20 protein-coding genes are annotated in these 24,092 nt (G+C 69.2%); 9 read left to right on the top strand and 11 right to left on the bottom strand.

Features of this window, described 5'->3' with window-relative positions; all coding sequences use genetic code 11:
* Positions 1–45 precede the first annotated feature (45 nt).
* Genes ACW174_RS14060 through ACW174_RS14050 form a run of 3 tightly spaced genes read left to right on the top strand, consistent with a single transcriptional unit; the run spans position 46 to position 2,761 of the window.
* Positions 46–1,431 (top strand): MFS transporter, encoded by a 1,386-nt coding sequence (locus tag ACW174_RS14060; RefSeq protein WP_492015057.1) that lies wholly within the window; start codon positions 46–48, stop codon positions 1,429–1,431.
* A complete protein-coding gene (gene mazG / locus ACW174_RS14055; RefSeq protein WP_492015056.1) occupies positions 1,428–2,216 on the top strand; it encodes a nucleoside triphosphate pyrophosphohydrolase in 789 nt (262 codons plus the stop codon). The genes ACW174_RS14060 and mazG overlap by 4 nt, the downstream gene beginning before the upstream one ends.
* Positions 2,213–2,761 carry a DUF1643 domain-containing protein gene (locus ACW174_RS14050; protein WP_492015055.1) on the top strand — a complete coding sequence of 183 codons (549 nt, stop codon included), beginning with the start codon at positions 2,213–2,215 and terminating at the stop codon, positions 2,759–2,761. The genes mazG and ACW174_RS14050 overlap by 4 nt, the downstream gene beginning before the upstream one ends.
* Here ACW174_RS14050 and ACW174_RS14045 read toward each other — a convergent pair.
* The 7 genes from ACW174_RS14045 to dusB all read right to left on the bottom strand — a co-directional run bounded on the left by ACW174_RS14045 (position 2,758) and on the right by dusB (position 12,067).
* Positions 2,758–4,395, bottom strand: a complete 1,638-nt coding sequence (locus ACW174_RS14045) for a Na+/H+ antiporter (RefSeq protein ID WP_492015054.1) — start codon at positions 4,393–4,395, stop codon at positions 2,758–2,760. The two genes, ACW174_RS14050 and ACW174_RS14045, sit on opposite strands and share 4 nt — an antisense overlap.
* Positions 4,396–4,594: 199 nt before the next feature.
* Positions 4,595–5,896: a GTPase HflX gene (gene hflX, locus ACW174_RS14040; RefSeq protein ID WP_492017291.1), complete on the bottom strand. Its 1,302-nt coding sequence runs from the start codon at positions 5,894–5,896 to the stop codon at positions 4,595–4,597.
* A gap of 187 nt (positions 5,897–6,083) precedes the next feature.
* Entirely contained in the window at positions 6,084–6,329 is a 246-nt protein-coding gene (hfq, locus tag ACW174_RS14035) for an RNA chaperone Hfq (protein ID WP_131249128.1), read from the bottom strand.
* Between the two features lie 115 nt (positions 6,330–6,444).
* Positions 6,445–7,308 carry a D-amino-acid transaminase gene (locus ACW174_RS14030; RefSeq protein ID WP_492015053.1) on the bottom strand — a complete coding sequence of 288 codons (864 nt, stop codon included), beginning with the start codon at positions 7,306–7,308 and terminating at the stop codon, positions 6,445–6,447.
* Positions 7,305–8,720: a nitrogen assimilation response regulator NtrX gene (ntrX, locus tag ACW174_RS14025; protein ID WP_492015052.1), complete on the bottom strand. Its 1,416-nt coding sequence runs from the start codon at positions 8,718–8,720 to the stop codon at positions 7,305–7,307. Before ntrX ends, ACW174_RS14030 begins: the two co-directional genes overlap by 4 nt.
* Positions 8,721–8,729: 9 nt before the next feature.
* Positions 8,730–11,018, bottom strand: a complete 2,289-nt coding sequence (locus ACW174_RS14020) for a sensor histidine kinase (RefSeq protein WP_492015051.1) — start codon at positions 11,016–11,018, stop codon at positions 8,730–8,732.
* Positions 11,015–12,067, bottom strand: a complete 1,053-nt coding sequence (gene dusB, locus ACW174_RS14015; RefSeq protein WP_492015050.1) for a tRNA dihydrouridine synthase DusB — start codon at positions 12,065–12,067, stop codon at positions 11,015–11,017. Before dusB ends, ACW174_RS14020 begins: the two co-directional genes overlap by 4 nt.
* 64 nt (positions 12,068–12,131) lie before the next feature.
* Between dusB and ACW174_RS14010 the strand changes: the two genes are divergently transcribed.
* Entirely contained in the window at positions 12,132–13,286 is a 1,155-nt protein-coding gene (locus tag ACW174_RS14010; RefSeq protein WP_492015049.1) for a bifunctional 2-C-methyl-D-erythritol 4-phosphate cytidylyltransferase/2-C-methyl-D-erythritol 2,4-cyclodiphosphate synthase, read from the top strand.
* On the opposite strand, the gene ACW174_RS14005 is transcribed toward ACW174_RS14010, so the two are convergent.
* Positions 13,283–15,577 carry a spermidine synthase gene (locus ACW174_RS14005; protein ID WP_492015048.1) on the bottom strand — a complete coding sequence of 765 codons (2,295 nt, stop codon included), beginning with the start codon at positions 15,575–15,577 and terminating at the stop codon, positions 13,283–13,285. The two genes, ACW174_RS14010 and ACW174_RS14005, sit on opposite strands and share 4 nt — an antisense overlap.
* 75 nt (positions 15,578–15,652) lie before the next feature.
* Between ACW174_RS14005 and ACW174_RS14000 the strand changes: the two genes are divergently transcribed.
* Together ACW174_RS14000 and ACW174_RS13995 are read left to right on the top strand one after the other, a co-directional pair.
* Positions 15,653–16,144 carry a CinA family protein gene (locus ACW174_RS14000; protein WP_492015047.1) on the top strand — a complete coding sequence of 164 codons (492 nt, stop codon included), beginning with the start codon at positions 15,653–15,655 and terminating at the stop codon, positions 16,142–16,144.
* The gene (locus tag ACW174_RS13995; protein ID WP_492015046.1) at positions 16,141–16,374 is read left to right on the top strand and encodes a sulfurtransferase TusA family protein; all 234 of its coding nucleotides are present in this window, start codon (positions 16,141–16,143) and stop codon (positions 16,372–16,374) included. The genes ACW174_RS14000 and ACW174_RS13995 overlap by 4 nt, the downstream gene beginning before the upstream one ends.
* Here the strand turns inward: ACW174_RS13995 and ACW174_RS13990 are convergent.
* On the bottom strand, positions 16,337–17,194 hold the full coding sequence (locus tag ACW174_RS13990) for a YihY/virulence factor BrkB family protein (RefSeq protein ID WP_492017290.1): 858 nt from the start codon (positions 17,192–17,194) through the stop codon (positions 16,337–16,339). The genes ACW174_RS13995 and ACW174_RS13990 overlap by 38 nt on opposite strands.
* Before the next feature lie 294 nt (positions 17,195–17,488).
* Between ACW174_RS13990 and ACW174_RS13985 the strand changes: the two genes are divergently transcribed.
* From ACW174_RS13985 to ACW174_RS13975, 3 genes are read left to right on the top strand one after another with little or no spacing between them, the layout of a single operon-like run.
* Positions 17,489–18,805 carry a diguanylate cyclase domain-containing protein gene (locus ACW174_RS13985; RefSeq protein ID WP_492015045.1) on the top strand — a complete coding sequence of 439 codons (1,317 nt, stop codon included), beginning with the start codon at positions 17,489–17,491 and terminating at the stop codon, positions 18,803–18,805.
* 36 nt (positions 18,806–18,841) lie between these two features.
* On the top strand, positions 18,842–19,438 hold the full coding sequence (locus tag ACW174_RS13980) for an ArsR/SmtB family transcription factor (protein WP_492015044.1): 597 nt from the start codon (positions 18,842–18,844) through the stop codon (positions 19,436–19,438).
* A gap of 4 nt (positions 19,439–19,442) precedes the next feature.
* Entirely contained in the window at positions 19,443–20,204 is a 762-nt protein-coding gene (locus ACW174_RS13975; protein WP_492015043.1) for an SRPBCC family protein, read from the top strand.
* Here the strand turns inward: ACW174_RS13975 and mfd are convergent.
* Positions 20,201–23,653: a transcription-repair coupling factor gene (gene mfd, locus ACW174_RS13970; protein WP_492015042.1), complete on the bottom strand. Its 3,453-nt coding sequence runs from the start codon at positions 23,651–23,653 to the stop codon at positions 20,201–20,203. The genes ACW174_RS13975 and mfd overlap by 4 nt on opposite strands.
* The gene (locus ACW174_RS13965; RefSeq protein ID WP_492015041.1) at positions 23,653–23,970 is read right to left on the bottom strand and encodes an FAD assembly factor SdhE; all 318 of its coding nucleotides are present in this window, start codon (positions 23,968–23,970) and stop codon (positions 23,653–23,655) included. Before ACW174_RS13965 ends, mfd begins: the two co-directional genes overlap by 1 nt.
* Between the last annotated feature and the right edge of the window lie 122 nt (positions 23,971–24,092).

Genomic DNA, 24,092 nt, shown 5'->3' with positions numbered 1-24,092 from the left:
GGTGGGCGCGACGGTCGACTCGGGACCGTTGCTCCGGATTCGTCCATGACCGACGTCGCCACAGCCGCAACGCCTGCCTCGCCCCGCCGCTCGAATGCGGTGCTGGCGGCCTTCTCGACCGTCTGCCTGCCGCTGGCCGCCTTCGGCGTGGCCCTGCCGGTCACCCTGCCCGAGTTCTACGCCACCTATGTCGGGCTGGAGCTGGGCGTGGTCGCCACGGTCTTCATGGCCGTGCGCCTGATCGACATCACCTTCGACCCCTTTATCGGCTGGGCGATGGACCGGACCAACAGCCGGTTCGGTCGCTACCGCCCGTGGATGGTGGCCTCGACGCCGGTGCTGATGCTGGCGGCCTTGATGATGTTCGTGATGGTCCAGCCGGGCGCCGGGCCAGTCTATCTGTTCGGCTGGCTGCTGGTGCTCTACCTCGGCTTCTCCATCGCCACCCTGGGCCAGCTCGGCTGGGCGTCGGTGCTGGCGCCGGAATACGACCAGCGCAGCCGGGTCTACGGCTGGTGGCAGGTGTTCAACATCATCGGTGTGATCCTGATCCTGATCCTGCCCACGGTGGTGATTCAGCTGAAGATCGGCGACTACGCCGACGGCGTGCGGATCATGGGCTGGGCGATCCTGATCTTCCTGCCCGTCACCATCGCCCTGGCGCTGTTCGCCGTGCCGGAGCCGGTGAATGCGGGCGCGGCGCCGCACGGCGGACCGGGCGCCTATCTCAGCCTGTTCAAACGCAAGTCGGTCCGGAAGCTGTTGTTCGCCGACGTGCTGCTGGGCGTGGCGCCGGGCATCACCGGCTCGCTGCTGTTCTTCTTTTTCGGCCAGATCAAGGGCTACGGCCATACCGAGGCCTCGCTGTTCATGCTGCTGTACTTCGTCGCCGGTCTGGTCGGGGCCCCGTTCTGGGCCTGGCTGGCGACAAGGGTCGGCAAGGACAAGGCTCTGGCCATCGCCAGCCTGGCCTTCGCGGGCCTCTATATGGCTGCGACCCTGGTCCCGGGCGGCAATTTCGCCCTGACGGCGGCGGTGATGTTCCTCGCCGGCCTGCCTTATGCGGCGGGGCTGTTCCTGCTGCGCGCCATGATGGCCGATGTGGGCGATGAGGTCCGGCTGGAGACGGGCGTCGACCGCACCGGCCTGATGTTCTCCATCCTGTCGGCCACCACCAAGATCGGCCACGTCGTCGCCCTGATCCCGTATCTGATCCTGCAGTGGGTGGGCTTCAGGGCGATCCCGCCGGTCGGCGGCAACAGCGAATTCTCGTTGCTGGCGCTGCAGGTCCTCTTCATCCTGTTGCCGGGCCTGCTTCTGGCGGCGGCGGCGCTGGTGCTGAAGAACTATCCCCTGACCCCGGCCCGCCACGATGAGATCCGCAAAGCCCTCGAGGCCCGCGACGCCAAAGCCCTGACAGAGACCGCATGACCACGCCGATCGACCGCCTGAACGCCATCATGGCGAAGCTCCGCGCGCCCGTCGGCGGCTGTCCCTGGGACGTGGAGCAGACCTTCGAGACCATCGCCCCCTATACGCTGGAAGAGGCCTATGAGGTCGCGGACGCCATCGAGCGCAAGGACTGGACCGAGCTGAAGTCCGAGCTGGGCGACCTGCTGTTCCAGGTCGTCTTCCACGCCCGCATGGCCGAGGAGCAGGGCCTGTTCGTGTTCGACGACGTGGCCAACGCCATCGCCGACAAGCTGGAGCGCCGACACCCGCACGTCTTCGGCGACGAGGCGGCCAAGGCCGACGGCGTGGCGCAGAAGGCCCGCTGGGAGGACATCAAGGCCGACGAGCGCAAGGCAAAAGCACAGCACGGCGTGCTGGACGACGTGCCGGTCGGCCTGCCCGCCCTCGCCCGCGCCGCCAAGCTGACCAAACGGGCCGCCCGCGTCGGCTTCGACTGGCCCTCCACCGACGAGGTGTTCGACAAGCTGGACGAAGAGGTCGCCGAGCTGAGGGCCGAGATCGCGGCGGGCGACCTCGACAAGGCCCGGGGCGAGGTCGGCGACCTGCTGTTCGTGGTCGCCAACCTGGCCCGCAAGCTGGGGGTCGAGCCGGAGGACGCCCTGCGCGGCTGCAACGCCAAATTCGTGCGCCGGTTCGGCTTCATCGAAGCCGAGCTGGCCAGGGATGGACGGACCCCGGAGCAGTCGGACCTCGCCGAGATGGACGGCCTGTGGGACGCGGCCAAGGCAGCCGAGCGGGCATGACCGCTGACCTGCACGATCCCGGCGGCAAGGTCCGGCTGGCCCTGATGCCCGGCGTCAACGGCGACGCCACCTTCAGCGCGGACGGGCGGTATCGCCAGCTGATGCGGCGGTGGCTGGGGGACGCCTTCCCGGATCGCTACATCCTGTTCATCGGCATGAACCCGTCGACGGCGGACGCCAGCATCAACGATCCAACCTGCGCCCGGGAGTGGACGTTCGCCCGGCGCGAGGGGTTTGAGGCTATGGTCAAGGCCAATGTCGGGGACTACCGCGCCACCGACCCCAGGATGCTGCTGGCGCCCGGCGTGGAGGCGTCGTCGCCGGACAACCTTCCCGCCATCCGCAAGGCTGCGGCCTCAGCGGATCTGGTGGTTCTGTGTCACGGCAAGCTGAACAGGGCGCTGGCTCCGGCGGGCGAGGCCCTGATCGAGGCCCTGCGCGCCGACGGCGTCCCGCTGTGGTGTTTCGGGACCAACGGCGACGGGAGCCCCAAGCACCCGCTCTACCTGAGGGGAGACACCCCCCTGATCCGCTACGCCCCCTAGCTGTACCGCAGTTCCTGAAGGTCGATCTCGCGGATCAGCCGCTTGGCCGTGGTCTCGTCGATCAGGCGCGCGTTGGACAGTCGACGCAGCTCTTCCCGCTCGGCGGTCAGACCGACCAGTCGCAGCTGGCGCTCGACCGCGTCGCCGAGGCGGGTCGCCTGAACATCGTCGGCGTCGGTGCGGGTGCGGCTCTCGATCCGGTGCCGGTACAGCTCCATGATCCGGCTGGCGACATCGTTGTAGAGGTCCGGATTGGGCTTGCCCTCGGCCATCGCATGGGAGGAATCCTCGATGGCGCGCAGGGCGGCGGAGGCGGCGGCGATCCGGCCCTGATCCTCCTCCCGCTCATGCGAGGGCTCGGGCGGCAGTTCGACGTTCTTCAGCAGCCTGGGCAGGGCGATGGTCGCCGTCACCAGCGAGACGATGATGACCCCGGCGGCGAGGAAGATCGCCAGGCTCCGGGCCGGCATGGGCGAGCCGTCGTTCAGGGTGAAGGGCACGGTCAGGATGCCGGCCAGGGTGATGGCGCCGCGCACGCCGGCCAGCGACATGACCGCGGTCAGGCGCAGGCCGACCTTGGGGGCCGGTCCCTTCTGCCGCCTGCGGAACAGGGTCAGGCGGAGCGAGGTCCACACCCAGATGAACCGCAGCGTCGCCAGCGCGGCGAAGGTGACGAAGACGTAGACCGCCAGCCACCAGGTCTCCGGCCGGCTGGTGCCCGCCACCACCTCGGCGGCGCGGGACAGGATGGACGGCATCTGCTCGCCCAGGATGACGAAGATCAGGCCGTTGGCGACGAACTGGACCGTGTCCCAAACCACGGCGCGGCGGATGCGCGTCATGGCCAGCGCCTGTCCCGCGACCGAGCCCCGCTCCGTGAAGCTCATGGTGATGCCGGCGGCCACGGCGGCGAGGATGCCCGACGCGTGCAGCTCTTCGGCGCTCAGGTAGGCGGCGAAGGGGATCAGCAGGCTGATGAGGATCTGGGCGCCGACATCCTCGCCCCAGCGGCGGCTGATCCAGCCCTTGGCGGTGCTGATCAGGAAGGTCACGGCCACGCCGGTCGCCACGCCCGCCAAAGCCAGCCAGGCGAAGCTGGCCAGGGCCTCGGAAAACACGAACGCCCCGGTCGAGGCCGCCACGATGGCCAGGCGCATGCAGGTCAGGCCCGTGGCGTCGTTCAGCAACGACTCGCCCTCGAGGATGTGCATCAGCCGCTTGGGGATCGGAGCGCGGGCGGCGATGGCCTGCACCGCGATCGGATCGGTCGGGGACAGAATGGCGGCCAGGGCGAAGGCCACCGCCAGCGGCATCTCCGGGATCATCCACCACAACAGGAAGCCCAGTCCCACGACGGTGAAGATGACCAGCCCCAGCGCCAGCTCGAGGATCACCGTCCTGTCGCGGAACAGGGCTTCCTTCGGGATCCGCCAGCCGTCGAGAAACAGCAGCGGCGGCAGGAACAGCAGGAAGAAGATGTCCGGCTCGAGATCGACCGTCCGGCCCGTGACCAGCACGATCCCCGCCCCCAGCGCGATCTGCACCAGCGGCAGGGCGATGCGGGTGATCCGGGCGATGGAGCCCGACACCACGACGGCCAGAAGCAGCAGGAGGGTGGTTTCGATCAGATGCACGAGAGCCCTTCCCGGAGCAGCAATTTTTCGAGTGCACAGAGTGCACAATCAGGGTGGAAACCGTTGAAAACACCGAATCCGATGACGCGCCCGAGTGCACATTTGCGCACTCTCAGCCCCCCCGGCGCGCCGCGTCGGGCGCCCCTCGATCCAACGTCTCTATAGCCTGACTGACCGATGCGTCAGAATCGGACGTCGCTCAACTGAACTGACGTTCGTACCGCCCCAGCGCCGCCGGATGCAGACGCACGGTGATGTGGGTGCGGCCCTCATCATCGGTTTCACGCCCGGTGACGCGACCGTTCTCGTAGAGCCAGGCCAGGGCCTCCCCCTGATGCGGTTGCAGCACCAGTTGGCTTTCGGGGTCATCGTCAATCAGGGAAGCGATGGTCTCGCGCAGGGGCTCGATCCCCTCCCCGGTCCAGGCCGAGACGGCGACGGCCTCGCCCTGCGCGCGGAGCCGCTCCGCCTGACCGAGAACCGTTTCGCGCGCCTCGTCGTCCAGCAGGTCGATCTTGTTCCAGACCTCGAGGATCTTGCGGGCCTTTCCCTCCACCATCGGGATCTGCTTCAGCACCGCCTCGACATCCTTCGCCTGGGCGTCGGAATCGGCGCTGGCGATGTCGCGGACGTGCAGGATCAGGTCCGCCTCGCCGACCTCCTCCAGCGTGGCGCGGAAGCTTTCGACCAGTTCGTGCGGCAGGTCGGAGATGAAGCCGACGGTGTCGGCCACGATGGCCGGACGGCCCTGCGGCAGGCGGATGGTGCGCTGGGTGGTGTCGAGGGTGGCGAACAGCAGGTCCTTGGCGAACACCTCCGACCCCGTCAGACGGTTGAACAGGGTCGACTTGCCGGCGTTGGTGTAGCCGACCAGGGCCACCGTCGGGAACGGGACCTTCTGGCGTTGCTTGCGGTGCAGGCCGCGCGTGCGGCGCACCTCTTCCAGCTCGGCCTTCAGGCGGACAATGCGGTCGGCGATCAGACGACGGTCGAGCTCGATCTGGGTTTCGCCCGGACCGCCGGTCGAGCCGGTGCCGCCGCGCTGGCGCTCAAGGTGGGTCCAGGTGCGGACGAGGCGGGATTTCTCATAGTCGAGCCGGGCCAGTTCGACCTGCAGCCGGCCTTCCTTGGTCCGGGCGCGACGGCCGAAGATCTCGAGGATCAGGCCGGTGCGGTCGATGACCTTGCACTCCCATTCCTTCTCCAGATTGCGCTGCTGGACGGGGGTCAGATCATCGTCGATGACCACGGCCTCGGCCTCGGCGGCGCGGACCAGCGCGGCCAGCTCCTCGACCTTGCCGGAGCCGAACAGGGTGGCGGGCGTGGTCTTGCGGATGCGCACGATCTCTTCGGCGCGCACGTCGAGGTCCAGCGCGCGGGCCAGACCCACGGCTTCTTCCAGACGTTCCTCGGCCAGGCGCGAGCTTTCGCTGCGGCCGTCGGGATGGATGACGATGGCCCGGATCAACGGGACGGAATGGTCGATGAGTTTGGTGGTCAGAAGTGCGTCTCGGAGAAGGGGTGGTGAAGAGTGCCGGTGAGTGATGAGTGGCGGCGCACGCGCAAGGCGACGGCCGACCACACAGCTTTCGCCATATAGGAAGTTATGGCGCACACCGCATCGGCTCGCGTCCGCTCACTGGCGCTTTCACTTTTCACCCCCACGCCTCGCTCGGCGCGGCGCCCGCTCAGTCCTCGTCGGCGTCCGGCTCGTACAGTTGCACGGGGGCAGACGGCATGATGGTCGAGATGGCGTGTTTGTAGACCAGCTGGGACTGGCCATCGCGGCGCAGCAGGACACAGAAGTTGTCGAACCAGGTCACGATGCCCTGCAGCTTGACCCCGTTGACCAGGAAGATGGTCAGCGGCGTCTTGGTCTTGCGGACCGAGTTGAGGAAGGTGTCCTGAAGGTTTTGACGCTTGTCTTGCGACATGGCGGGTAGTTCCCGTTCTTTGTTGTTCTCCGGCCGGAGGAGCGGCGCGGGACCGGTCGATGCCGATGCCGGCCACCTTAACGGCCCGGGCGAGGGTCGCAACCGCCAATCCGGTCTAGATCGCGTCTCGCGTCCCGCGTTCGATGTAGAGTTCGCGCAACCGGGTCGCGACCGGACCGGGCTTGCCGTCGCCGATCTTGACGCCGTCGATAGAGACGGCGGGCATGACGAAGGCGCCGGCGGCGGTGAAGAAGGCCTCCTTCGCGCGCTGGGCCTCTTCGACGGTGAAGGCGCGTTCCTCCAGCTCGATCCCCTCCTCCTTCAGGATGTCGAGCAGGGTCGTGCGGGTGCAGCCTTTGAGGATGTTGGCCTGGGTGTCGCGGGTCCGCAGCTTGCCGTGCTCGTCGATGATCCAGGCATTGGTCGAGGAGCCCTCGGTCACCAGTCCCATGTCGTCGACCATCCAGCACTCATAGGCCCCGCGGTCACGGGCGTGCTGCTTGGCCAGCACATTGGCCAGCAGGCCGACCGTCTTGATGTCGCAACGGCCCCAGCGGATGTCCGGCGTCGTCACCACGGCCACGCCATTGGCGGCGGTGGCGTCGGACTTCATCGGGCTGATGGACTTCGAGGTCACCACCACGCTGGGCGGGGTGCCCTGGGGCGGGAACGGGTGATCGCGGCGCGCCGTGCCGCGCGTGACCTGCAGATAGACGATGCCGTTCTTCACCCGGTTGCGCCGGATGGTTTCCTTCAGCACCTGGGTCAGCGCCTCGCGCGACATGGGGATGTCGATGCGCAGCTCGGTCAGGCTGCGGTGCAGGCGGGTCATATGGCCGTCGAAATCGGCCATGCGGCCGCCGAAGACCGACCAGACCTCATAGACGCCGTCGGCGAACTGGAAGCCCCGGTCCTCGATGTGGACGGACGCCTGTCCGTGCTGGACGTACTGGCCGTTGACGTAGGCGACGCGGCTCATGCCTCGACGGGTCCTTCTTCCTCTTCCTCGCCGCCACGGGACGGCGACACGCCCAGCGACTTCAGTTTGCGGTGAAGCGCCGAACGCTCCATGCCGATGAAGGCGGCGGTGCGCGAGATGTTTCCGCCGAACCGCATGATCTGGGCGGCCAGGTATTCACGCTCGAACACCTCGCGCGCCTCGCGCAGCGGCAGGGCGATGATCCGCTCGGCGCCCAGGGTGCCGGTGGAGTTGGCGTTGGTCGCCTCGGACGGCAAGGCGTCGGCGCCGATGGGCTCGTTGATGTCGCCGGTGGCCAGGATCAGCAGCCGCTCGACGTTGTTGCGCAGCTGGCGGACATTGCCCGGCCAGGGATGGACCTGCAGCACGGCGATGGCGTCATCGCCCAGACGACGGCGCGGCAGCCCCTGGGACGAGGCCAGGCTTTCGATGAAATAGTCGACCAGTTCCTGGATGTCCTCCCGGCGCTCCGACAGGGCGGGCACGCGGATCGGCACCACGTTCAGGCGATGGAACAGGTCCTCGCGGAAGCGACCCTCGGCGATCTCCTGCTTCAGATCGCGTGAGGTCGAGGTGACCACGCGCACGTCGACCTGCACGTCCTGCTCGCCGCCGACGCGCCGGAAGCGCTGTTCGACCAGCACGCGCAGGACACGGCTCTGGCTCTCGCGCGGCATGTCGCCGACGTCGTCCAGATAGAGGGTCCCGTTATGGGCGCGCTCGAACACGCCGATCTTGCGCGGACGACCGTCGCCGCCCTCCTCGCCGAACAGTTCGACGTCGAGGCGTTCCGGCGTCATGCCGGCGGCGGCGATGGCGACGAACTCGCCGCGTGACCGGGCGCTGGCTTCATGGATCTGGCGGGCGACCAGCTCCTTGCCCGAGCCGGGCGGACCGGAGATCAGAACGCGGCTGTTGGCGGGAGCGACCTTGGCGATGGTGCTGCGCAGGGCCTGGGCGGCGGCCGACTTGCCGATCATGCCCGTCGGGGCCGCGACCTGGGCGCGCAGACGGCGGTTCTCGCGCTTCAGCTGCGACGCCTCCAGGGCGCGCTGGACCACGACGACCAGCCGGTCCGACTTGAACGGCTTCTCGATGAAGTCATAGGCGCCGCGCTGAAGCGCGCTAACGGCGGTTTCGATATTACCGTGGCCGGAGATCATGACGACCGGCAGGTCCGGGTCCAGTTCCTTGATGACGTCCAGCAGTTCAAGGCCGTCGAGGCCGCCGCCCTGCATCCAGATGTCCAGCAGGGCCAGCGACGGGCGGCGCGCGCGGATGGCGGCCAAGGCCTCATCGGAGTTGGAGGCCACGCGCACGGCGTGCCCCTCGTCCTCCAGCAGGCCCGAAACCAGTTCGCGGATGTCGGCCTCGTCGTCGACGACCAGGATATCAGCTCCGGTGGAACGCATATCGCCTCGCTATTCGGCCGCCGGGATCGCGCCGTCGGACGCTTTCACGTCCTTCGACCCGGCCGGAGCCTTGACTGGGGATTTCAGGGGGAAGATCAGGCACACGCGCGCGCCGGACAGGGTCTCGGCGTCGGCCAGCTTCAGCTCGCCGCCGTGCTCCTCGCAGATGCGCTTGACGATGGCCAGGCCGAGGCCCGTGCCCTTCTCGCGCGTGGTCACATAGGGCTCCGTCAGGCGGTCGCGGTCCTTGGCCGGAAGGCCGGGGCCGTCGTCCTCGATGACGAAGGTGGCGGCGCTGTCGTCGACGGACAGACGCGCCAGAATGCCGGGTCCGTCGCCATCGCCCGGGCGGGGCGCGGTTTCGCGACGCGCGGCCACGGCCTCGCCCGCGTTCTTCAGGATGTTGGTCAGGGCCTGACCGACCATCTGCCGGTCGGCATGGATGGTGACCTTGGGCAGGGGCTCGACCAGTTCGATGCCGATATCCGGCGCCGCCACCCGCTGGGCGAACACCCCCTCGCGCAACAGTTCCGCCGGATTGGCGGCGGTGAAGCGCGGCACGGGCATGCGGGCGAAGGACGAGAACTCATCCACCATGCGGCCGATGTCGCCGACCTGACGGATGATGGTCTCGGTGCAGCGGTCGAAGACCTCGACATCGTCCTCGACCATCTTGCGATAGCGCCGGCGCAGGCGTTCGGCCGACAGCTGGATCGGCGTCAGCGGGTTCTTGATCTCGTGCGCGATACGACGGGCCACGTCCCGCCAGGCGGCGTTGCGCTGGGCGGTGACCAGACGGGTGATGTCGTCGAAGGTCAGAACCATTTCGCCGCCGACGCCGCCCTCGATACGGACCCGCAGGCGACGGGTTTCGACCTCGCCGCCGACATCGATCTCTTCCTCGATATGGGCCTCGGCGCGCCCGGCCAGTTCGCTCAGTTCGGGCGAAACCTCCCCGAGGGGACGGCCGATGATCGTGTCATCGGCGATGCCCAGCAGTTCGACGGCGCTGTCGTTGATGGCCGAGACGCGGCGCTGACGGTCCACGCCGATGACGCCGGCCGAGACGCCGGACAGCACGGTCTCGATGAAGCGGGACCGCTCGACCGCCTCCTCGCTGGCGCTGCGCAGGGCGGCCTGCTGGGCCTCCAGGTCGTCGGTCATGCGGTTGAAGGCGGCGGACAGGGTCTTGATCTCGCCGGGGCCGTCATCAGCGTCCACCCGGGCCGACAGGTCGCCGCTGGCGACCCGGTCCGCCGCCAGCACCAGACGCCCGATCGGGCTGGAGATGGCGTTGGCCGCCGACATGCCCAGCCAGACGGCGCCGACCAGCACCAGCAGGGCGGTCTCGAAATAGCTGAGGGCGAAGACGGCCTGGATCCGCTGACGGCTCTCCTCGGCCTCCTTGTAGGCGACGATCGACTCGCGCGCCGAAGCCACCTGTCCGATCAGGCCGGGCTGAAGCGGACGCACCAGATAAAGGTAGGCGTCGCCATAGGCCGGGAAGACGCGCAGGCCGCGAATGGCGTCGGGCCCTTCGGTCAGTTGCTGGACCGAGGGCTGCTCCTGCGCCTGCGCCTCCTCCAGCGCCTCGCGGGACGGCGCGACATAGGGCGGGGCGTTGCGACCTTCGCCGCCGGCCAGCACCTCGCCGTTCTCATCGAGAATGTAGACGGCGGGATAGCCGAACAGCTGGCCGACCTGGCTCAGGGCGTCCGAGAACTGGATGCGGTTGCCGAACAGCGGACGAATGCCTTCTAGCTGTTCTGAGATGACGGCGATGTCACTGTCGATCTCGCTCGAGACGTCGCTGGTGTAGGCCAGCCCGATGGCGGCGCCGTTGTCGACCGCCGCCTGGACGTTGTCGCTGAACCACTGGTCGACGCCCCGGTTGACCAGAACGCCGAATACCAGGGCGATCAGGATGGCCGGCACCAGCGCCACCGAAGAAAACAGGATGACGAACCGCAGGTGCAGACGAGCGCCGGCCTCGCTCCGGCGACGGAACAGGCCGAACGCGCGACGCCCCACGCCGGCGGCGAGGCCGCCGATCAGGACCAGATTGGCGATCAGCAGCAGCAGCACGGTCTGGCTGACCGAGGCGCGCGCCCCCTGCCCGCCCGCATCCGGCGCCACCGCCACCAGCCAGATGGCCGCCGTCGTGGTGGCGAGGGCGAGGGCGAAGGCGATCAGGAAGGCGGTGCGGCGGCGATCCTCCGACCAACCGGCGAACCAGCGCACCGGGCCGCGAGGGGCGGTCGGAGCGGCCTGGTCGTCAGCGGCGGGTGTGTCCGTCATGCCGCGCCAGCTTCAACCAGCTGTGGCGGAATATCAACAACCGAGTTGCCGGAATGCGTCACCGTTGACCACAGGTCCGTGAGCGCGGCCTCCACCTGCTCCGGGCTGTCGAGACGACAGAGCCGACTTTTGGCGGCCCGGCGGTCCAGCGGATCCGCGGGCCAGGGCGCCTGTTCGACATACCAGCCCAGATGTTTGCGGAACATCTTCAGCCCCAGAGGCAGGCCGTAGAAGGCGACCGAGGCGCGCAGATGCTCAATGACAATGCCCAGCCGTTCATCGCGACCCGGCTCCCGCAGCACGGTTCCGTCAGACAGCGCCCGTTCCAGATGCGCCGCCAGCCACGGGCGACCATAGACGCCCCGCCCCAGCATCAGCGCATCCGCGCCCGACTCCGCCAGCGCCCGGCGAGCGTCGTCAGCAGTCAGAATGTCGCCGTTGACCACCACCGGGATAGAGACGGCGGCCTTCACATCCGCCACGGCGGTCCAGTCGGCCTTGCCGGTGTAGAACTGCTGACGGGTGCGGCCGTGGACGGTGACGGCCTTGATCCCGATCTCTTCGGCGCGGCGGGCGATCACGGCGGCGTTGCGACTGGCGTCGTCCCAGCCGAGACGCATCTTCACCGTCACCGGGCGCGAGGTGGCCTTGACCGCCGCCTCCATCAGACGCGCGGCCAGATCGGGCGTCCGCATCAGGGCCGAGCCACAGGCGGAGCCGGTGACTTCCTTGGCGGGGCAACCGAAATTCAGGTCGACGATATCGGCGCCGGCCTGCTCGGCCATGCGCGCGCCCTCGCCCATGGCGGCGGGATCGCGCCCGACCAGCTGGATCACCGTCAGGGGCAGCCCCTCGCCCACGGCGGCGCGGCGCACCACATCGGGCCGGGCCCGGGCCAGTTCGGCGGCGGCGACCATTTCCGTCGCGACATAGGCGGCGCCCAGCCGCGAGGCCAGCACGCGGAACGGCAGGTCGGTAATCCCGGTCATGGGCGCGGTCAGCACCCGTCCGGGCACCCACACGTCACCAATCTGAAGGCCTGCGCTCATCCGCCTCTTACCGCTGGTCGAACGCCTCTCGTCAAGCCAGACCGCGGCGATTAGAAGGCCGGACATGACCTCCCCCCTTCCCGCCTTCGCCGCCGTCGTCGTCGCCGCCGGTTCCGGCTCCCGCGCGGGGGGCGCCAAGCAGTGGCGATCGCTGGGCGGCAAGCCGGTGGTCCGCTGGTCCGTGGAGGCCCTGCTGAAGGCCGGCGCCCAGGACGTCGTGGTGGTGATTTCTGCGGACGCCGAGGCCGAGGCCGCGGACGCCTTTCACGGCCTGACCGGCTGGCGCGCCGTGATCGGCGGCGCGGCGCGGGCCGACTCGGTCAGGGCCGGACTGGTCGCTCTGGCTGGGCCCGAGAACCGCCCCGTGCTGGTGCACGACGCCGCCCGCCCCTTCCTGTCGCCTGCCGTGATCACCCGCTGCATAGAGGCCTTGAGCGATGCCGACGGCGCCCTGCCCGCGCTTCCCGTGGCCGACAGCCTGCGCCGCGCGGTGGACGGCTTGGTGGCCGGGTCGGTGGAGCGCGAGGCCCTGTGGCGCGCCCAGACCCCACAGGCCTTCCGCCTGAAGACCCTGACCGACGCCTATGCGACCTGGCCCGCCGACGAAGCCGCCACCGACGAGGCGACCGTGGTCGAGCGCGCGGGCGGCCGCGTGCGGATCGTCGAGGGCGATGCAAGATTGATGAAACTGACCTTCCCCGAGGATTTCGCCATGGCCGAGGCCCTGATCCCGCGCACCGTCCGTATCGGTCAGGGTTATGACGTGCACCGTTGGGGACCCGGCCAGTCGGTCTGGCTGTGCGGCCTTGAAATCCCTCACAACCAGACCCTGATCGGCCATTCGGACGCCGATGCGGGCCTGCACGCCCTGACCGACGCCATCCTCGGCGCCATCGGCGAGGGCGACATCGGCGACCACTTCCCGCCCACCGATCCGCAATGGAAGGGCGCGCCGTCGGACCTGTTCCTGAAGCATGCGGTCGCCCTGGTTCAGGCGCGCGGCGGCCGCCTGACCAACGTCGACGTGACCCTGATCTGCGAACAGCCCAAGGTGAAACCGCACCGTCAGGCCATGCGCGAGCGACTGGCCGAAATTCTCGACATCCCGCTGGACGCCGTCAGCGTGAAGGCGACCACGTCCGAAGGCCTTGGCTTCACCGGGCGCGGCGAAGGTCTGGCGGCCCAGGCCGTGGCGACCGTGGAACTGCCCTCGACCTAGTAGGGCCGTTCCGGCGGCGGGAACTGGCTGCGCCACATGGCGCCGAACAGGTTGACGTAGTCATCGGTCCACGGCCGCACCGTCGTCTGCCCGACCGTTTTCCAACGCGCATCGCGGCGGAAGTCGGCCAGCCCGGCGGCGGTCGGCGACAGGATCAGGGCCTCGGTCGAGGCCTCGGCCATGTCGGGGGTATTGTCCTTCTCGAAATAAATCTGGTGCAGCACCGGCACGCCCAGTTGCTGCGCCGCCGCCATGGCCGGCAGGGTGATCTCCAGATTGCGGTTCGACAGGTGCAGGAGCACCACCCCGTTCGGCTTCAGCAGGCGCAGATAGCCCTGGATCGCCTCGGCGGTCAGCAGGTGGGTCGGCACGGCGTCCGATGAGAAGGCGTCGATGATCAGCAGGTCATAGCTGTGCGCCGGCTGATGGTTCAGCGTCAGGCGGGCGTCGCCCAGCACCGTGTCGATCGGACCCTCGGCGCATTTCGAGATGTAGGTGAACCATTTCGGATCGCGCGACAGCCGATCCACCATCGGGTCGATCTCGAAGAAGGTCATGCGGTCGATGGGCCGCTTGTAGGCCGCCATCGCGCCCGAGCCCTGCCCGACGACGCCGATCCGCGCCGCGCCGCGCGTCTGCACCATCAGGGCCGACTGACCGATGGGGGTGGCGACGTTGTAGTAGAGGGTCGGCACGCACTCGTTATGGCCCTCCCGCGCCTGTGCGCCGTGCAGGGTGGTGCCGTGCATCAGCACATGGACATCCCCGCCCATGCGCGGGTCCTGCACATTGGCCACCCGCATCACGCCGAAGAAGCTGCGCTCGGAATAGCTCCAGTCATAGCCGCGCGCGATCCATTGGGACGACAGGGCGATCATCAGCAGGATGCCGGTGAAGACCAGCGCCCGATCCCGCACGAGGAAGGCGCAGACCGCCGCCGGGACCAGCATGATCATCGCCAGCTGGCCCATCTGGAGCGGGAAGGTGTCGTAGAAGAAGCGTCGCGCCTCCCCGCTCGAGTCCAGATACAGCGACAGCAGCACGGGCGCGGCGGCGACCGCGGCGGCGGCCACGGCGGCGCCGATGTACTGGCCGTCCAGCCGCCCCTTGCCCCACGGCCGCAGCAGGCCGACCAGCACCAGGACCAGCGGATACTCCCAGACCATGTTGAAGATCACCGGCGCGACCAGCGCCGTGAAGGCGCCGCCCACCACGCCGCCCAACGACATCAGCAGGTAGAATTCGGTCAGCCGGTCCGGCGCCGGCCGCCGCGCGGCCAGCAGCTGGTGGCACATCAGGGCGGTGAAGAAGAAGGCGATGATGTTGATCCCGAACGCCATGCCCCAGTTGGCCGAGCGGAACGCGACCAGCAGCACGCAGACCGCGCCGACCGCCGCCTGGATGATCAGGGTGACCGGCAGCGGGATCCAGGGCCGGTTCTGGAAGGCGATGACGAAGGTGAGCAGGTAGAGCGCCAGCGGGATGACCCACAGGAAGGGCGCCGAGGCCACGTCGGTCGACAGGTGAGCGGTCACGCCCAGCATCAGGCTGGACGGGGCGGCGGCCAGCAGAACCAGGATGCCCTTTTCCTTCCAGGCGATCGGAGCGCTCTTCTCCAGCGGCGCGGGTTCGGTTGATCGATCCAGCCGACGGCTCCAGACCACGAAGGCCAGACCGACGATCAGCATCATGAAGACGGCGTATCCGCCGCTCCAGCCCATCCGCTGGTTCGACAGTGTGGTCAGGGGCTCGATCAGGACGGGATAGGACAGCAGGGCCAGGAAGCTGCCGAGATTGGAGGCCGCATAGAGGACGTAGGGGTTCTTGCCGTCGGGATAGCCGACGCGGACGCGGGCGTACCAGGCCTGCAGCAGGGGGGCCGTGGCCGACAGCACGGCGAACGGCGCGCCGACCGACAGGGTCAGGGTCGCCAGCAGCCACCAGACCGGCATGGCCGGGTCGGGCTCCCCCAGCCAGCCGTTGATGTGCAGCGGCAGGAACAGGGCCGCCGCCGTCAGCAGCACCAGATGGATCGCCACCTGCGTCTTGATCGAGCCGATCCGCTGCACCGCGTGGGCATAGGCGTAACCCGCCAGCAGAGCCGCCTGGAAGAAGACCATGGCGGTGTTCCACACCGACGGCGAGCCGCCCAGCATGGGCAGGACCAGCTTGGTCACCATCGGCTGGACCACGAAGACCAGCGAGGCGGAGGTGAAGATGGCGAGGGCGAACAGGAAGGGAGTCAGGCGATCCGCCGGCGGCGTGGCCGTGTCGATGGTGGTGTCGCTCATGCCCGCCCCCTATGCTGTCGCCCGTATGGCGCGCGGTCAGCCTAGACCGACTCGCCGCCCTGACGGAAAGCCCAGATGTTCCCGGAAGATATCAAAGCGCTGGCTCAACAAATCATTACGGCGGCGTCCGCTCGGGGTCTGATGATCGCCACGGCCGAAAGCTGCACGGGCGGACTGGTGGCCGGCGCCCTGACGGAGATCGCCGGATCGTCGGCGGTCGTGGACCGGGGCTTCGTCACCTATTCCAACGCCGCCAAGACGGCGCTGGTGGGCGTTCCCGCCGATCTGATCGAAGCGAACGGCGCGGTGTCGGAGCCGGTCGCGCGTGCCATGGCCGCGGGCGCGGTGGCGCGGTCGGACGCAGCGGTCTCGGTCGCCATCACGGGCATCGCCGGACCGGGCGGCGGTTCAGAGGAGAAGCCGGTCGGACTGGTTCACTTCGCCGCGGCGGGCCCGGCGGGCGTCATCCACGCGGCGCACCGGTTCGGCGACATCGGCCGCGAGGCGGTGCGGCTGGAGAGCGTGCGGGTGGCGCTGCGCCTGCTGCTGGACCGGATCGGCGCATGACCATTGTCGATGCGCGGGGCCACCGCTGTCCGACCCCCAGTCTGAAACTGCAGAAGGCCGTCCACGCCGCCGCGCCCGGCGCGCGCCTGATCCTGCTGGCGACGGATCCGATGGCCCGGATCGACGTGCCCTTCCTGATGCGGGACCTCGGCGGGACGGTGGTGTCGATCGAGGAGGCCGACGGCGTCCTGACTATCGCGGTCGAGACGCCCGGCGCTCCGACAGGCTGACGACGGTCCGGGCGGCCTCGCCCTCGGCTTCCGGCGCCGCCGGCGCATCGATTTCACGCGCCGCGATCTCCATCTCCGTGGTGAAGGCGCCGCCGTAGAAGATGGCGTTGACGTTCCACGACAGCCAGATCAGCAGCACCACCACCGCGCCGACCGAGCCGTAGGTCGCGCCCAAGGGGGCGATCTGCTCGACATAGATGGCGCACAACCAGGACGAGATGGTCGACATCACCGTCGCCACGATCCCGCCCGCGATGGACGGGGCCCAGGCCACCGGCGTCCGGTGGGACATGGCGTAGCGGTAGAGCATGGTCAGGCCGATCGCCAGGCCCAGGGCGGGCCACAGGCTGTCCAGCGAGAACCAGCCCCCGCCGCCCGCCGGCGCCGCGCCCGGACCGGTGTGCTCCAGCAGGCGCGAGGTCACGACCGCCCCCGACACCACGGTGAACAGGGCGAAGGCGAACAGGGCGACAAAGAAGGCCAGCAGGTTGAATTTGAAGAAGCCGTGCGGCTCCGTCTCGTCGTGGATCAGGTTCAGCCCGGCCAGCAGGGCCTTGAAGCCCCGGTGCGCCGCATAGCCCCCGATGACGAGCGCGAAGAAGCTCTGGGCCGAGACGGTGCGGGCCGAGGCGTTGGCCAGCCGCTCGATCTCAAGCTGGAAGATGGCGCGGGCCGCGTGGGGCATGACGTCGGCCAGGGCCGCCGCCTGCTCGCTGACCTGACCGATGGACAGGACCGCCTTGTAGAAGCCGATCAGGATGGCGATGGCCGGGAAGACCGCCAGCAGGGCGAAGAAGGAGACGCCGCCCGTATAGAGCATCACGTCGCGGCCCCAGCTGCGCGTGAAGGCCCGAACCGCCAGCCGGCCCCACAGCTTCGGCGCAGCCCAGCGCACCGCTGTGTCGATGTCAGATTTCGCCTGCAAACCCGTACCCGTCGCCGCCCAAGCGACCACGTTTACCCCAATTCGGGCTCAGGGGAACGGGCGAACCCGGATGAAGTCCGCCGCTCTGAAAATCCGCGGCCTCGCCCGTTGCTTCGGAATGGCGGTCGTCGCTATGGTCCCCGCCGATGAGCGCCCCGGGGGTTGGAGGCGGTCCGGAGAGTCGTTCCGTTGGCAGCTGATCCACGCATTCTGGTCGTCGCGCCCGACGACGACCTGATCGGCCCGCTGTGTCAGGGGCTGGACGCCCTCGGCTGGCGCACTGTGACCGCCCGCTCGCTGGCCGGCGCCGTGCAGGTGCTGATCGACTGGCCGCTGGAAGCCGTCATCCTCGACAGCCGCCTGGCCGACGCCGAGGAAGGCGTCCGCGCCATGCGCCGGACCGTGACGCCCCGCAAACTGCCGGTGATGGCGATCGGCCCCCTGACGTCCGGCTGGGAGGCCGGGCTGGCCGACATCGCGATGTCCGCCCCGCCGCACGCCGCCCAGGCCGCCCTGCGTCTGGAACATCTGGTCCGCACCGCCATCGCCGAGGAAGAGGTCAACCTGCGCGAGGCGACCTTCACCGCGCGCGGCGAACCGCTGACCACGCCGGAGATCGAGACCAACCCGCTGCGCGTTCTGGCGGCGGGCAAGCCGGACCGGCATTTCCTGGCCCTGTCCAACGCCCTGACCGCCCTGGGCTGCGAGGTCGTGGCCGCGCCGACGCCCTACACCGCCTTCGACTACCTGCACGAGCGCCCGTTCGACGCCGCCGTGCTGTGGGGCGCCGAGGATCATGCCCCGGCCCTGTCCATCGCCTCGGGCATGAAGCGCAACACCCGGCTCTATCATGTGCCGGCCATCCTCTATCTGCGCGGGTCCGGCGAAATCAATCTGGCCGAACTCTACAACCGCGGCTTCGCCGACGTGGCCGCCGCCGACACGCCGGAAGAGGAGACCGCCGAGCGCATCGCGGCCCTGGCCCAGGCGCATCGCCGCCATGTCGCCATCCGCCGGGCGCTGGAAAGCGCGCGAGGCTCGGGCCTGACCGATCCCTCGACCGGCCTGTTCACCCCCGAACTGTTCGCCAGCCACCTGGCCCGCGTCGCCGAGGGCGCGCGCCTGCGCCGCCGGCCGTTGTCCGTGGCCGTGCTCAGGGTGTCCGAAACCGAGGCCGTGGTCACGGCGCGTCAGGGCGGCTGGCTGGACCGCGCCCTGCCCCAGATCGGCGCCATGGTCTCGCGCCTGATCCGCACCGAGGACACCGCCGCCCGCCTGTCGCCGGACGTCTTCGCCCTCGCCCTGCCCGCCACGCGCGGACCGGCCGCGCGCATCGCCGCCGACCGGATCGCCGCCGTCATCAGTTGCACCGCCTTCGACGCCGGCCCGGACCGCTCGCCCTTCGTGGTGGAGTTCGAGGTCGGGGTGGCCGAGGTCATGCCGGGCGAGTCCCCCGCCGTGGTGCTGGAGCGGGCGTCCGCCGACGTGGGCGTCTCCACCCGCTAATTTGACAACTTTATTTGTCTAATGCAGGGTCCGGGCATGACGCCCCGGCCCTCCGCCCTGCTCGACACCCTCGACGCCGCCCATCTGGCGCTGGCGCCGATCCGACGGCGCATCCTCGCGGCCTTGGTCGAGCCCGCCTCGGCGGCGGGACTGGCCGAGCAGCTGGACATGCCGCGCCAGAAGATCGGCTATCACCTCAAGGCGCTGGAGGACGCGGGCCTGATCCGGCTGGCCGGCGAGCGGAAGAAGCGCGGGTTCACCGAGCGGCTGTTCGTGGCCGCCGAAAACTATGTGCTGGACCCCGCCCTGCTGCAGGCCGCCGCCGATCCGGATGCGGTCGAGGCGCAGGACCGCCACGCCGCCGGACATTTGATCCAGACCGCCTCGGCCATGGTGCGCGACGTGGCCCGGATGCGCGAGGCGGCGGAGGCTGAAGGGGCGCGCCTGCTGACCCTGACAATCGAGGCCGACCTGACCTTCGCGCGACCCGCCGATTTCGACGCCTTCTCGCACGATGTCGCCGAGGCCGTCGCCGCTCTCGCCCGCCGGTATGCGGCCCCCGAAGGCCGCCGCTATCGCCTGACCGCCGCGGCCCATCCGGCCGTGGTCAAACCCGCTTCGAAAAGGAACTGACGTGATGACTGATCAGCCCATGGAAGACCGCGTTCTGGTCGAGGTCACCGTGCCCGCCCCCGCCGACGCCGTATGGAAGGCCCTGCGCGACCGCGACCAGCTGATGCAGTGGTTCGGCTGGGACAGCGACAGCCTGGGGGCCGAGGTCGACTGGATCTTCTTCGACCACGCCGAGCCCGACGACGCGAACCGCGTGCTGCATTTCGGCGGCATGCCGGATCGCTATGAGGTCATCGCCCAGGGCGACCGGACCATCGTTCGCGTCGTCCGCAGCGCCCCGGCGACCGAGGACGACTGGAACGCCGTCTATGAGGACATGACCGAGGGCTGGATCTCCTTCACCCAGCAACTGGCCTTCCTTCTGGCCCGCCACATCGGCCAGCCGCGCCGGACGATCTATCTGTCGGGTGAGCCGCTCGGAGCGCACGCACTGAACGGACTGGCGGGCGTCGGTGTGGACGACGTCCCCGCCGCGGGCGAGCCGTGGGCCGGGCCCGTCGGGCCGGACGCCGCCCTGAGCGGAACCGTCTGGCATCTGGGCCGTCACCAGGGCGGACTGACCGTCAGCGCGTGGGGCGACGGCCTGCTGATCGCGCACAACCGCGCGCCGAACGCCAAATGGTCGAACGGCTGGACCAGCGTCACCTTGACCACCTACGGCCTGGACGACGCGGCCTTCGCCGCGCTGGAAAGCCGCTGGACCGGCTGGTGGGCCGACCACTTCAGCAGCCGCCCGCCGGAAGGTCTGGAAGAGGGCTGCGCCTAGGCCGCCCCCGCCACCCGCGCCAGATCGGCGGTGATGCGTTCGGCGACCTTCAGCCGGTCCTCCGGCGTGTCCCAGTCGCCCTTCACCACGATCTTCTGATCGGGCCGGATCTTCCAGAAGGCGTGGTTCTTCTGGATCAGGCCGACCAGCCCCATCGGGTTCGGGAAGCTGTTGTTGCGCAGGGTCAGGACCGCGCCCTTGGGTCCCACGTCGATGCGTTCGACGTGGGCGGTCTTGCAGTTGGCCTTGATGCCGACGATGCGCAGCAGTTGCTTGGCTTCATCGGGCAGCGGCCCGAACCGGTCGATCAGTTCGGCGGCCAAGGCCTCGCGCTGTTCGCTGCCGTCGGCGTCGGACAGGCGGCGATACAGGCTGAGACGGACATTCAGGTCGGGGACGTAATTCTCCGGAATCAGGACCGCCGCACCGACGTTGATGGCCGGAGACCAGCCGCGGTCGACCGTCCCGCCCTCGCCCGACTGGCGCAGTTCGGCGACGGCGTCCTCCAGCATCTGCTGGTACAGTTCGACGCCGACCTCGCGGATATGGCCCGACTGTTCGTCACCCAGCAGGTTGCCGCCGCCGCGTTGGTCCAGATCGTGACTGGCCAGCTGGAAACCGGCGCCGAGGTTGTCGAGCGACTGCAGCACCTGCAGGCGGCGCTCCGACGACAGGGACAGCGGCTTCTTCGCATCGGTGGTCAGATAGGCGAAGGCGCGCGCCTTGGCCCGGCCGATCCGGCCCCGGATCTGGTGCAACTGGGCCAGGCCGAACATGTCCGCCCTGTGCACGATCAAGGTGTTGGCGGTCGGAACATCCAGCCCGGACTCAACGATCGTGGTCGACAGCAGCAGGTCGTAGCTGCCGTCGTAGAAGGCGCTCATCACGTCTTCCAGCTGGGTCGGCGACATCTGGCCGTGGCCGACCACGAACTTGATCTCCGGCACGCTCTCGCGAAGGAATTTCTCGATGTCCGGCAGGTCGTTCAGACGCGGCACGACGTAATAGGCCTGACCGCCGCGATATTTCTCGCGCAGCAGGGCCTCGCGGACCAGCACCGGGTCCCACGGCGTGACATAGGTCCGCACCGCCAGCCGGTCGACCGGCGGGGTGGCGATGATCGACATCTCGCGGATGCCCGACAGCGCCATCTGCAGGGTGCGCGGGATCGGCGTGGCGGTCAGGGTCAGCAGGTGCACATCGGCGCGAAGCGACTTCAGCTTCTCCTTGTGCTTGACCCCGAAATGCTGCTCCTCGTCGACGATCACCAGGCCGAGGTCCTTGAACCCGACCTGTTCGCTGAGCACCGCATGGGTGCCGACGACGATCTCGAAACTGCCGTCCTTCAGGCCCGCGCGCGTCTCGGCCGCATCCTTGGCCGTGACCATGCGTGACAGGTGACGGACCTTGATCGGCCAGCCCGCGAAGCGCTCCGAGAAGGTCTTGAAATGCTGACGCGCCAACAGGGTCGTCGGGCAGACGATAGCCACCTGTTGCCCCGTCATGGCGACGACGAAGGCGGCGCGCAGGGCCACCTCGGTCTTGCCGAAGCCGACATCGCCGCAGATCAGGCGATCCATCGGCGTTCCCTTGCCGAGATCCTCCAGCACGTCGCCGATGGCGTTGAGCTGGTCGTCCGTCTCCTCATAGGGGAAGCGGGCGCAGAACTCGTCGAACAGCCCCTGCGGCGGGACGATGGCGTCGGATGTGCGCAGCGACCGCTTGGCCGCCAGCGCGATCAGCCCCTCGGCCATATCGCGCAGGCGCTGCTTGGCCTTGGCCTTGCGCGCCTGCCAGCCCGCGCCGCCCAGCCGGTCCAGCTGCGCCCCGTCGGTGTCGGAGCCATAGCGGGTCAGCAGGTCGATGTTCTCGACGGGCAGATAGAGTTTGCTCTCGCCGGCGTACATCAGTTCCAGACAGTCGTGCGGCGCCTCCTGGATCTCGAGCGTCTTCAGCCCCTCGTAGCGACCGATGCCGTGGTCGAGGTGCACCACCAGATCGCCGGTGGTCAGGGCCGAGGCCTCGGCGAGGAAGTTGGACGCCCGGCGCTTCTTGCGCGGCCGCGCCAGACGGTCGCCCAGGATGTCGGTCTCGGAGATGACGGCCAAATCGTCTGTCTCGAAGCCGTGTTCGACCGGCAGGACCCCGCGCAGATACAGGCCCTCCGGGGCCTTCTGCACGTCGGTCCAGTCGCGCACGGCGACGACGTGCTCCAGCCCGTGGTCCGACAGCATGGCCGCCAGACGCTCGGACGAGCCCTCGGTCCAGGAGGCGAACAACACTCGTTTGCCCGCCGCCTTCAGGGCCTGGGCGTGCTTCGCCACGGCCTCGAACAGGTTGACGCTGTCCTGGGACCGTTCGGCGGAGAAGCTGCGGCCCAGACGGCCGCCCGCATCCTCGCCGCCCGCCGCGAACGGCGACAGCCGGCGTACGGTGCGGCCCGCCAGCGCGCTGTTCCAGTCGGCCTCCGGCAGATACAGCCGCTGCGGCGGCAGGGCGCGATTGGCGGCCCCGCCCCGGGTCTGGGACGCATCGCGACGCGCCTCATAGGCGTCAGCCGTCAGGGTCCAGCGCTCGGCGCGCGAGGCGTCGGCCTGATTGTCGAGGAAGACCGGCGCCTCGTCCGGCAGATAGTCGAACAGGGTTTCCAGCCGGTCGTAGAGCAGCGGCAGCCAGTGCTCCATGCCCTGACGCCGCGCGCCCTCGCTGACGGCGACATAGAGGGGGTCGTCACCGCCCGCGCCGAACAGGTTCAGATAGCCGGTGCGGAACCGCGAAATGGCTTCGGGCGTCAGCAGGGCCTCGGAGACGGGCGCCAGGGAGACGCTGGTCAGCTGCCCCGTCGAACGCTGGGTGGCCGGATCGAAGGTGCGGATCGACTCGAGCTCGGACCCGAACATGTCCAGCCGCACCGGCTCCTCGAAGCCCGGCGGGAAGACGTCGACCACCCCGCCGCGCACCGCGAACTCGCCGCGCTCCGACACCGTCGAGGCCCGCAGATAGCCGTTGGCGGCGAAGTAGCGCTCCAGCGCCACCGTATCGAGATCGCGCCCGACCGCGGCCTCGAAGCCCGCCCCGCAGGTCACTTCCCGGGGCGGCGTGCGCTGGGTCGCCGCCGCGACGGTCGTGACCACCAGCGTCGGACGGCTGTCAGCGGGCTCGCGACAGGCCAGTTTCGTCAGGGCCGCCATCCGTTCGGCCGAGACCGAGGCGGTGGGGCTGAGCCGGTCGTAGGGCAGACAGTCCCAGGCCGGAAGTTCAATGACTTCAATGTCTGCGGCGAAGAAACGGAGCGCCTGCACGAACTCGCCCATGCGCGCATAGTCGCGCGCCACGAACAGGCCCATGCCGCCGGCCGCGCGGAGCCGTTCCGCGACGGTCAGGGCGTCGAGCCCCTCGGGCGCGCCGCCCAGCGCCTGATCGCCGCGCTTCGGAACCAGCGCGTCCATCAACCGGCGCCCTTGGCGACTTCCGCCGCGACGTGCGCGGCCATGAAGGCGCGGATCTTGTCCATCAGGGCGCCCTGATAGCGCTCGGGCGTCGGCGCGCTGCGGATGATCCAGGCATAGAGGGCGTGATCGTCGTCCTCCATCAGCAGGGCCTCGAAGAGGTCCAGTTCGGCGGCGTCCAGCGACGGCCCCACCTGATCGGCGAACGGCCCCAGCACCAGATCGGCTTCGCGGAAGCCCCGACGCCAGGCGCGGAAGGCGATCCGGCCCAGCCGTTGTTCCCGGGGTTCGTTCAGACGCGCGTTGGTATCGGCCACAAGAATCCTTGCCCGGCAGGCGATTGGAGGAAAAGGCGCTCTCGTCGGGAGCCGCCGTACGGCACGCCTGAGCGCCCTTCACAAATGAGAGGCCGGAGATAGCGTTCCAGCGGCCGTTTCGC

The sequence above is a fragment of the Brevundimonas sp. AVps31 genome, from assembly GCF_058681355.1.
Note: the sequence above shows the minus strand (reverse complement) of the source record. Positions and strands in the feature narration are given on the sequence as shown.

Coding starts and splice junctions, on each gene's coding strand:
- mazG (WP_492015056.1), top strand. CDS start 1,428: ATGACCACGCCGATCGACCGCCTGAACGCCATCATGGCGAAGCTCCGC.
- ACW174_RS14010 (WP_492015049.1), top strand. CDS start 12,132: ATGACCTCCCCCCTTCCCGCCTTCGCCGCCGTCGTCGTCGCCGCCGGT.
- ACW174_RS14030 (WP_492015053.1), bottom strand. CDS start 7,308: ATGAGCCGCGTCGCCTACGTCAACGGCCAGTACGTCCAGCACGGACAG.
- ACW174_RS14050 (WP_492015055.1), top strand. CDS start 2,213: ATGACCGCTGACCTGCACGATCCCGGCGGCAAGGTCCGGCTGGCCCTG.
- ACW174_RS13980 (WP_492015044.1), top strand. CDS start 18,842: ATGACGCCCCGGCCCTCCGCCCTGCTCGACACCCTCGACGCCGCCCAT.
- mfd (WP_492015042.1), bottom strand. CDS start 23,653: ATGGACGCGCTGGTTCCGAAGCGCGGCGATCAGGCGCTGGGCGGCGCG.
- dusB (WP_492015050.1), bottom strand. CDS start 12,067: ATGAGCGCAGGCCTTCAGATTGGTGACGTGTGGGTGCCCGGACGGGTG.
- ACW174_RS14060 (WP_492015057.1), top strand. CDS start 46: ATGACCGACGTCGCCACAGCCGCAACGCCTGCCTCGCCCCGCCGCTCG.
- ACW174_RS13995 (WP_492015046.1), top strand. CDS start 16,141: ATGACCATTGTCGATGCGCGGGGCCACCGCTGTCCGACCCCCAGTCTG.
- ntrX (WP_492015052.1), bottom strand. CDS start 8,720: ATGCGTTCCACCGGAGCTGATATCCTGGTCGTCGACGACGAGGCCGAC.
- hfq (WP_131249128.1), bottom strand. CDS start 6,329: ATGTCGCAAGACAAGCGTCAAAACCTTCAGGACACCTTCCTCAACTCG.
- ACW174_RS13975 (WP_492015043.1), top strand. CDS start 19,443: ATGACTGATCAGCCCATGGAAGACCGCGTTCTGGTCGAGGTCACCGTG.
- ACW174_RS14005 (WP_492015048.1), bottom strand. CDS start 15,577: ATGAGCGACACCACCATCGACACGGCCACGCCGCCGGCGGATCGCCTG.
- ACW174_RS14000 (WP_492015047.1), top strand. CDS start 15,653: ATGTTCCCGGAAGATATCAAAGCGCTGGCTCAACAAATCATTACGGCG.
- ACW174_RS13990 (WP_492017290.1), bottom strand. CDS start 17,194: ATGCTCTATACGGGCGGCGTCTCCTTCTTCGCCCTGCTGGCGGTCTTC.
- ACW174_RS14020 (WP_492015051.1), bottom strand. CDS start 11,018: ATGACGGACACACCCGCCGCTGACGACCAGGCCGCTCCGACCGCCCCT.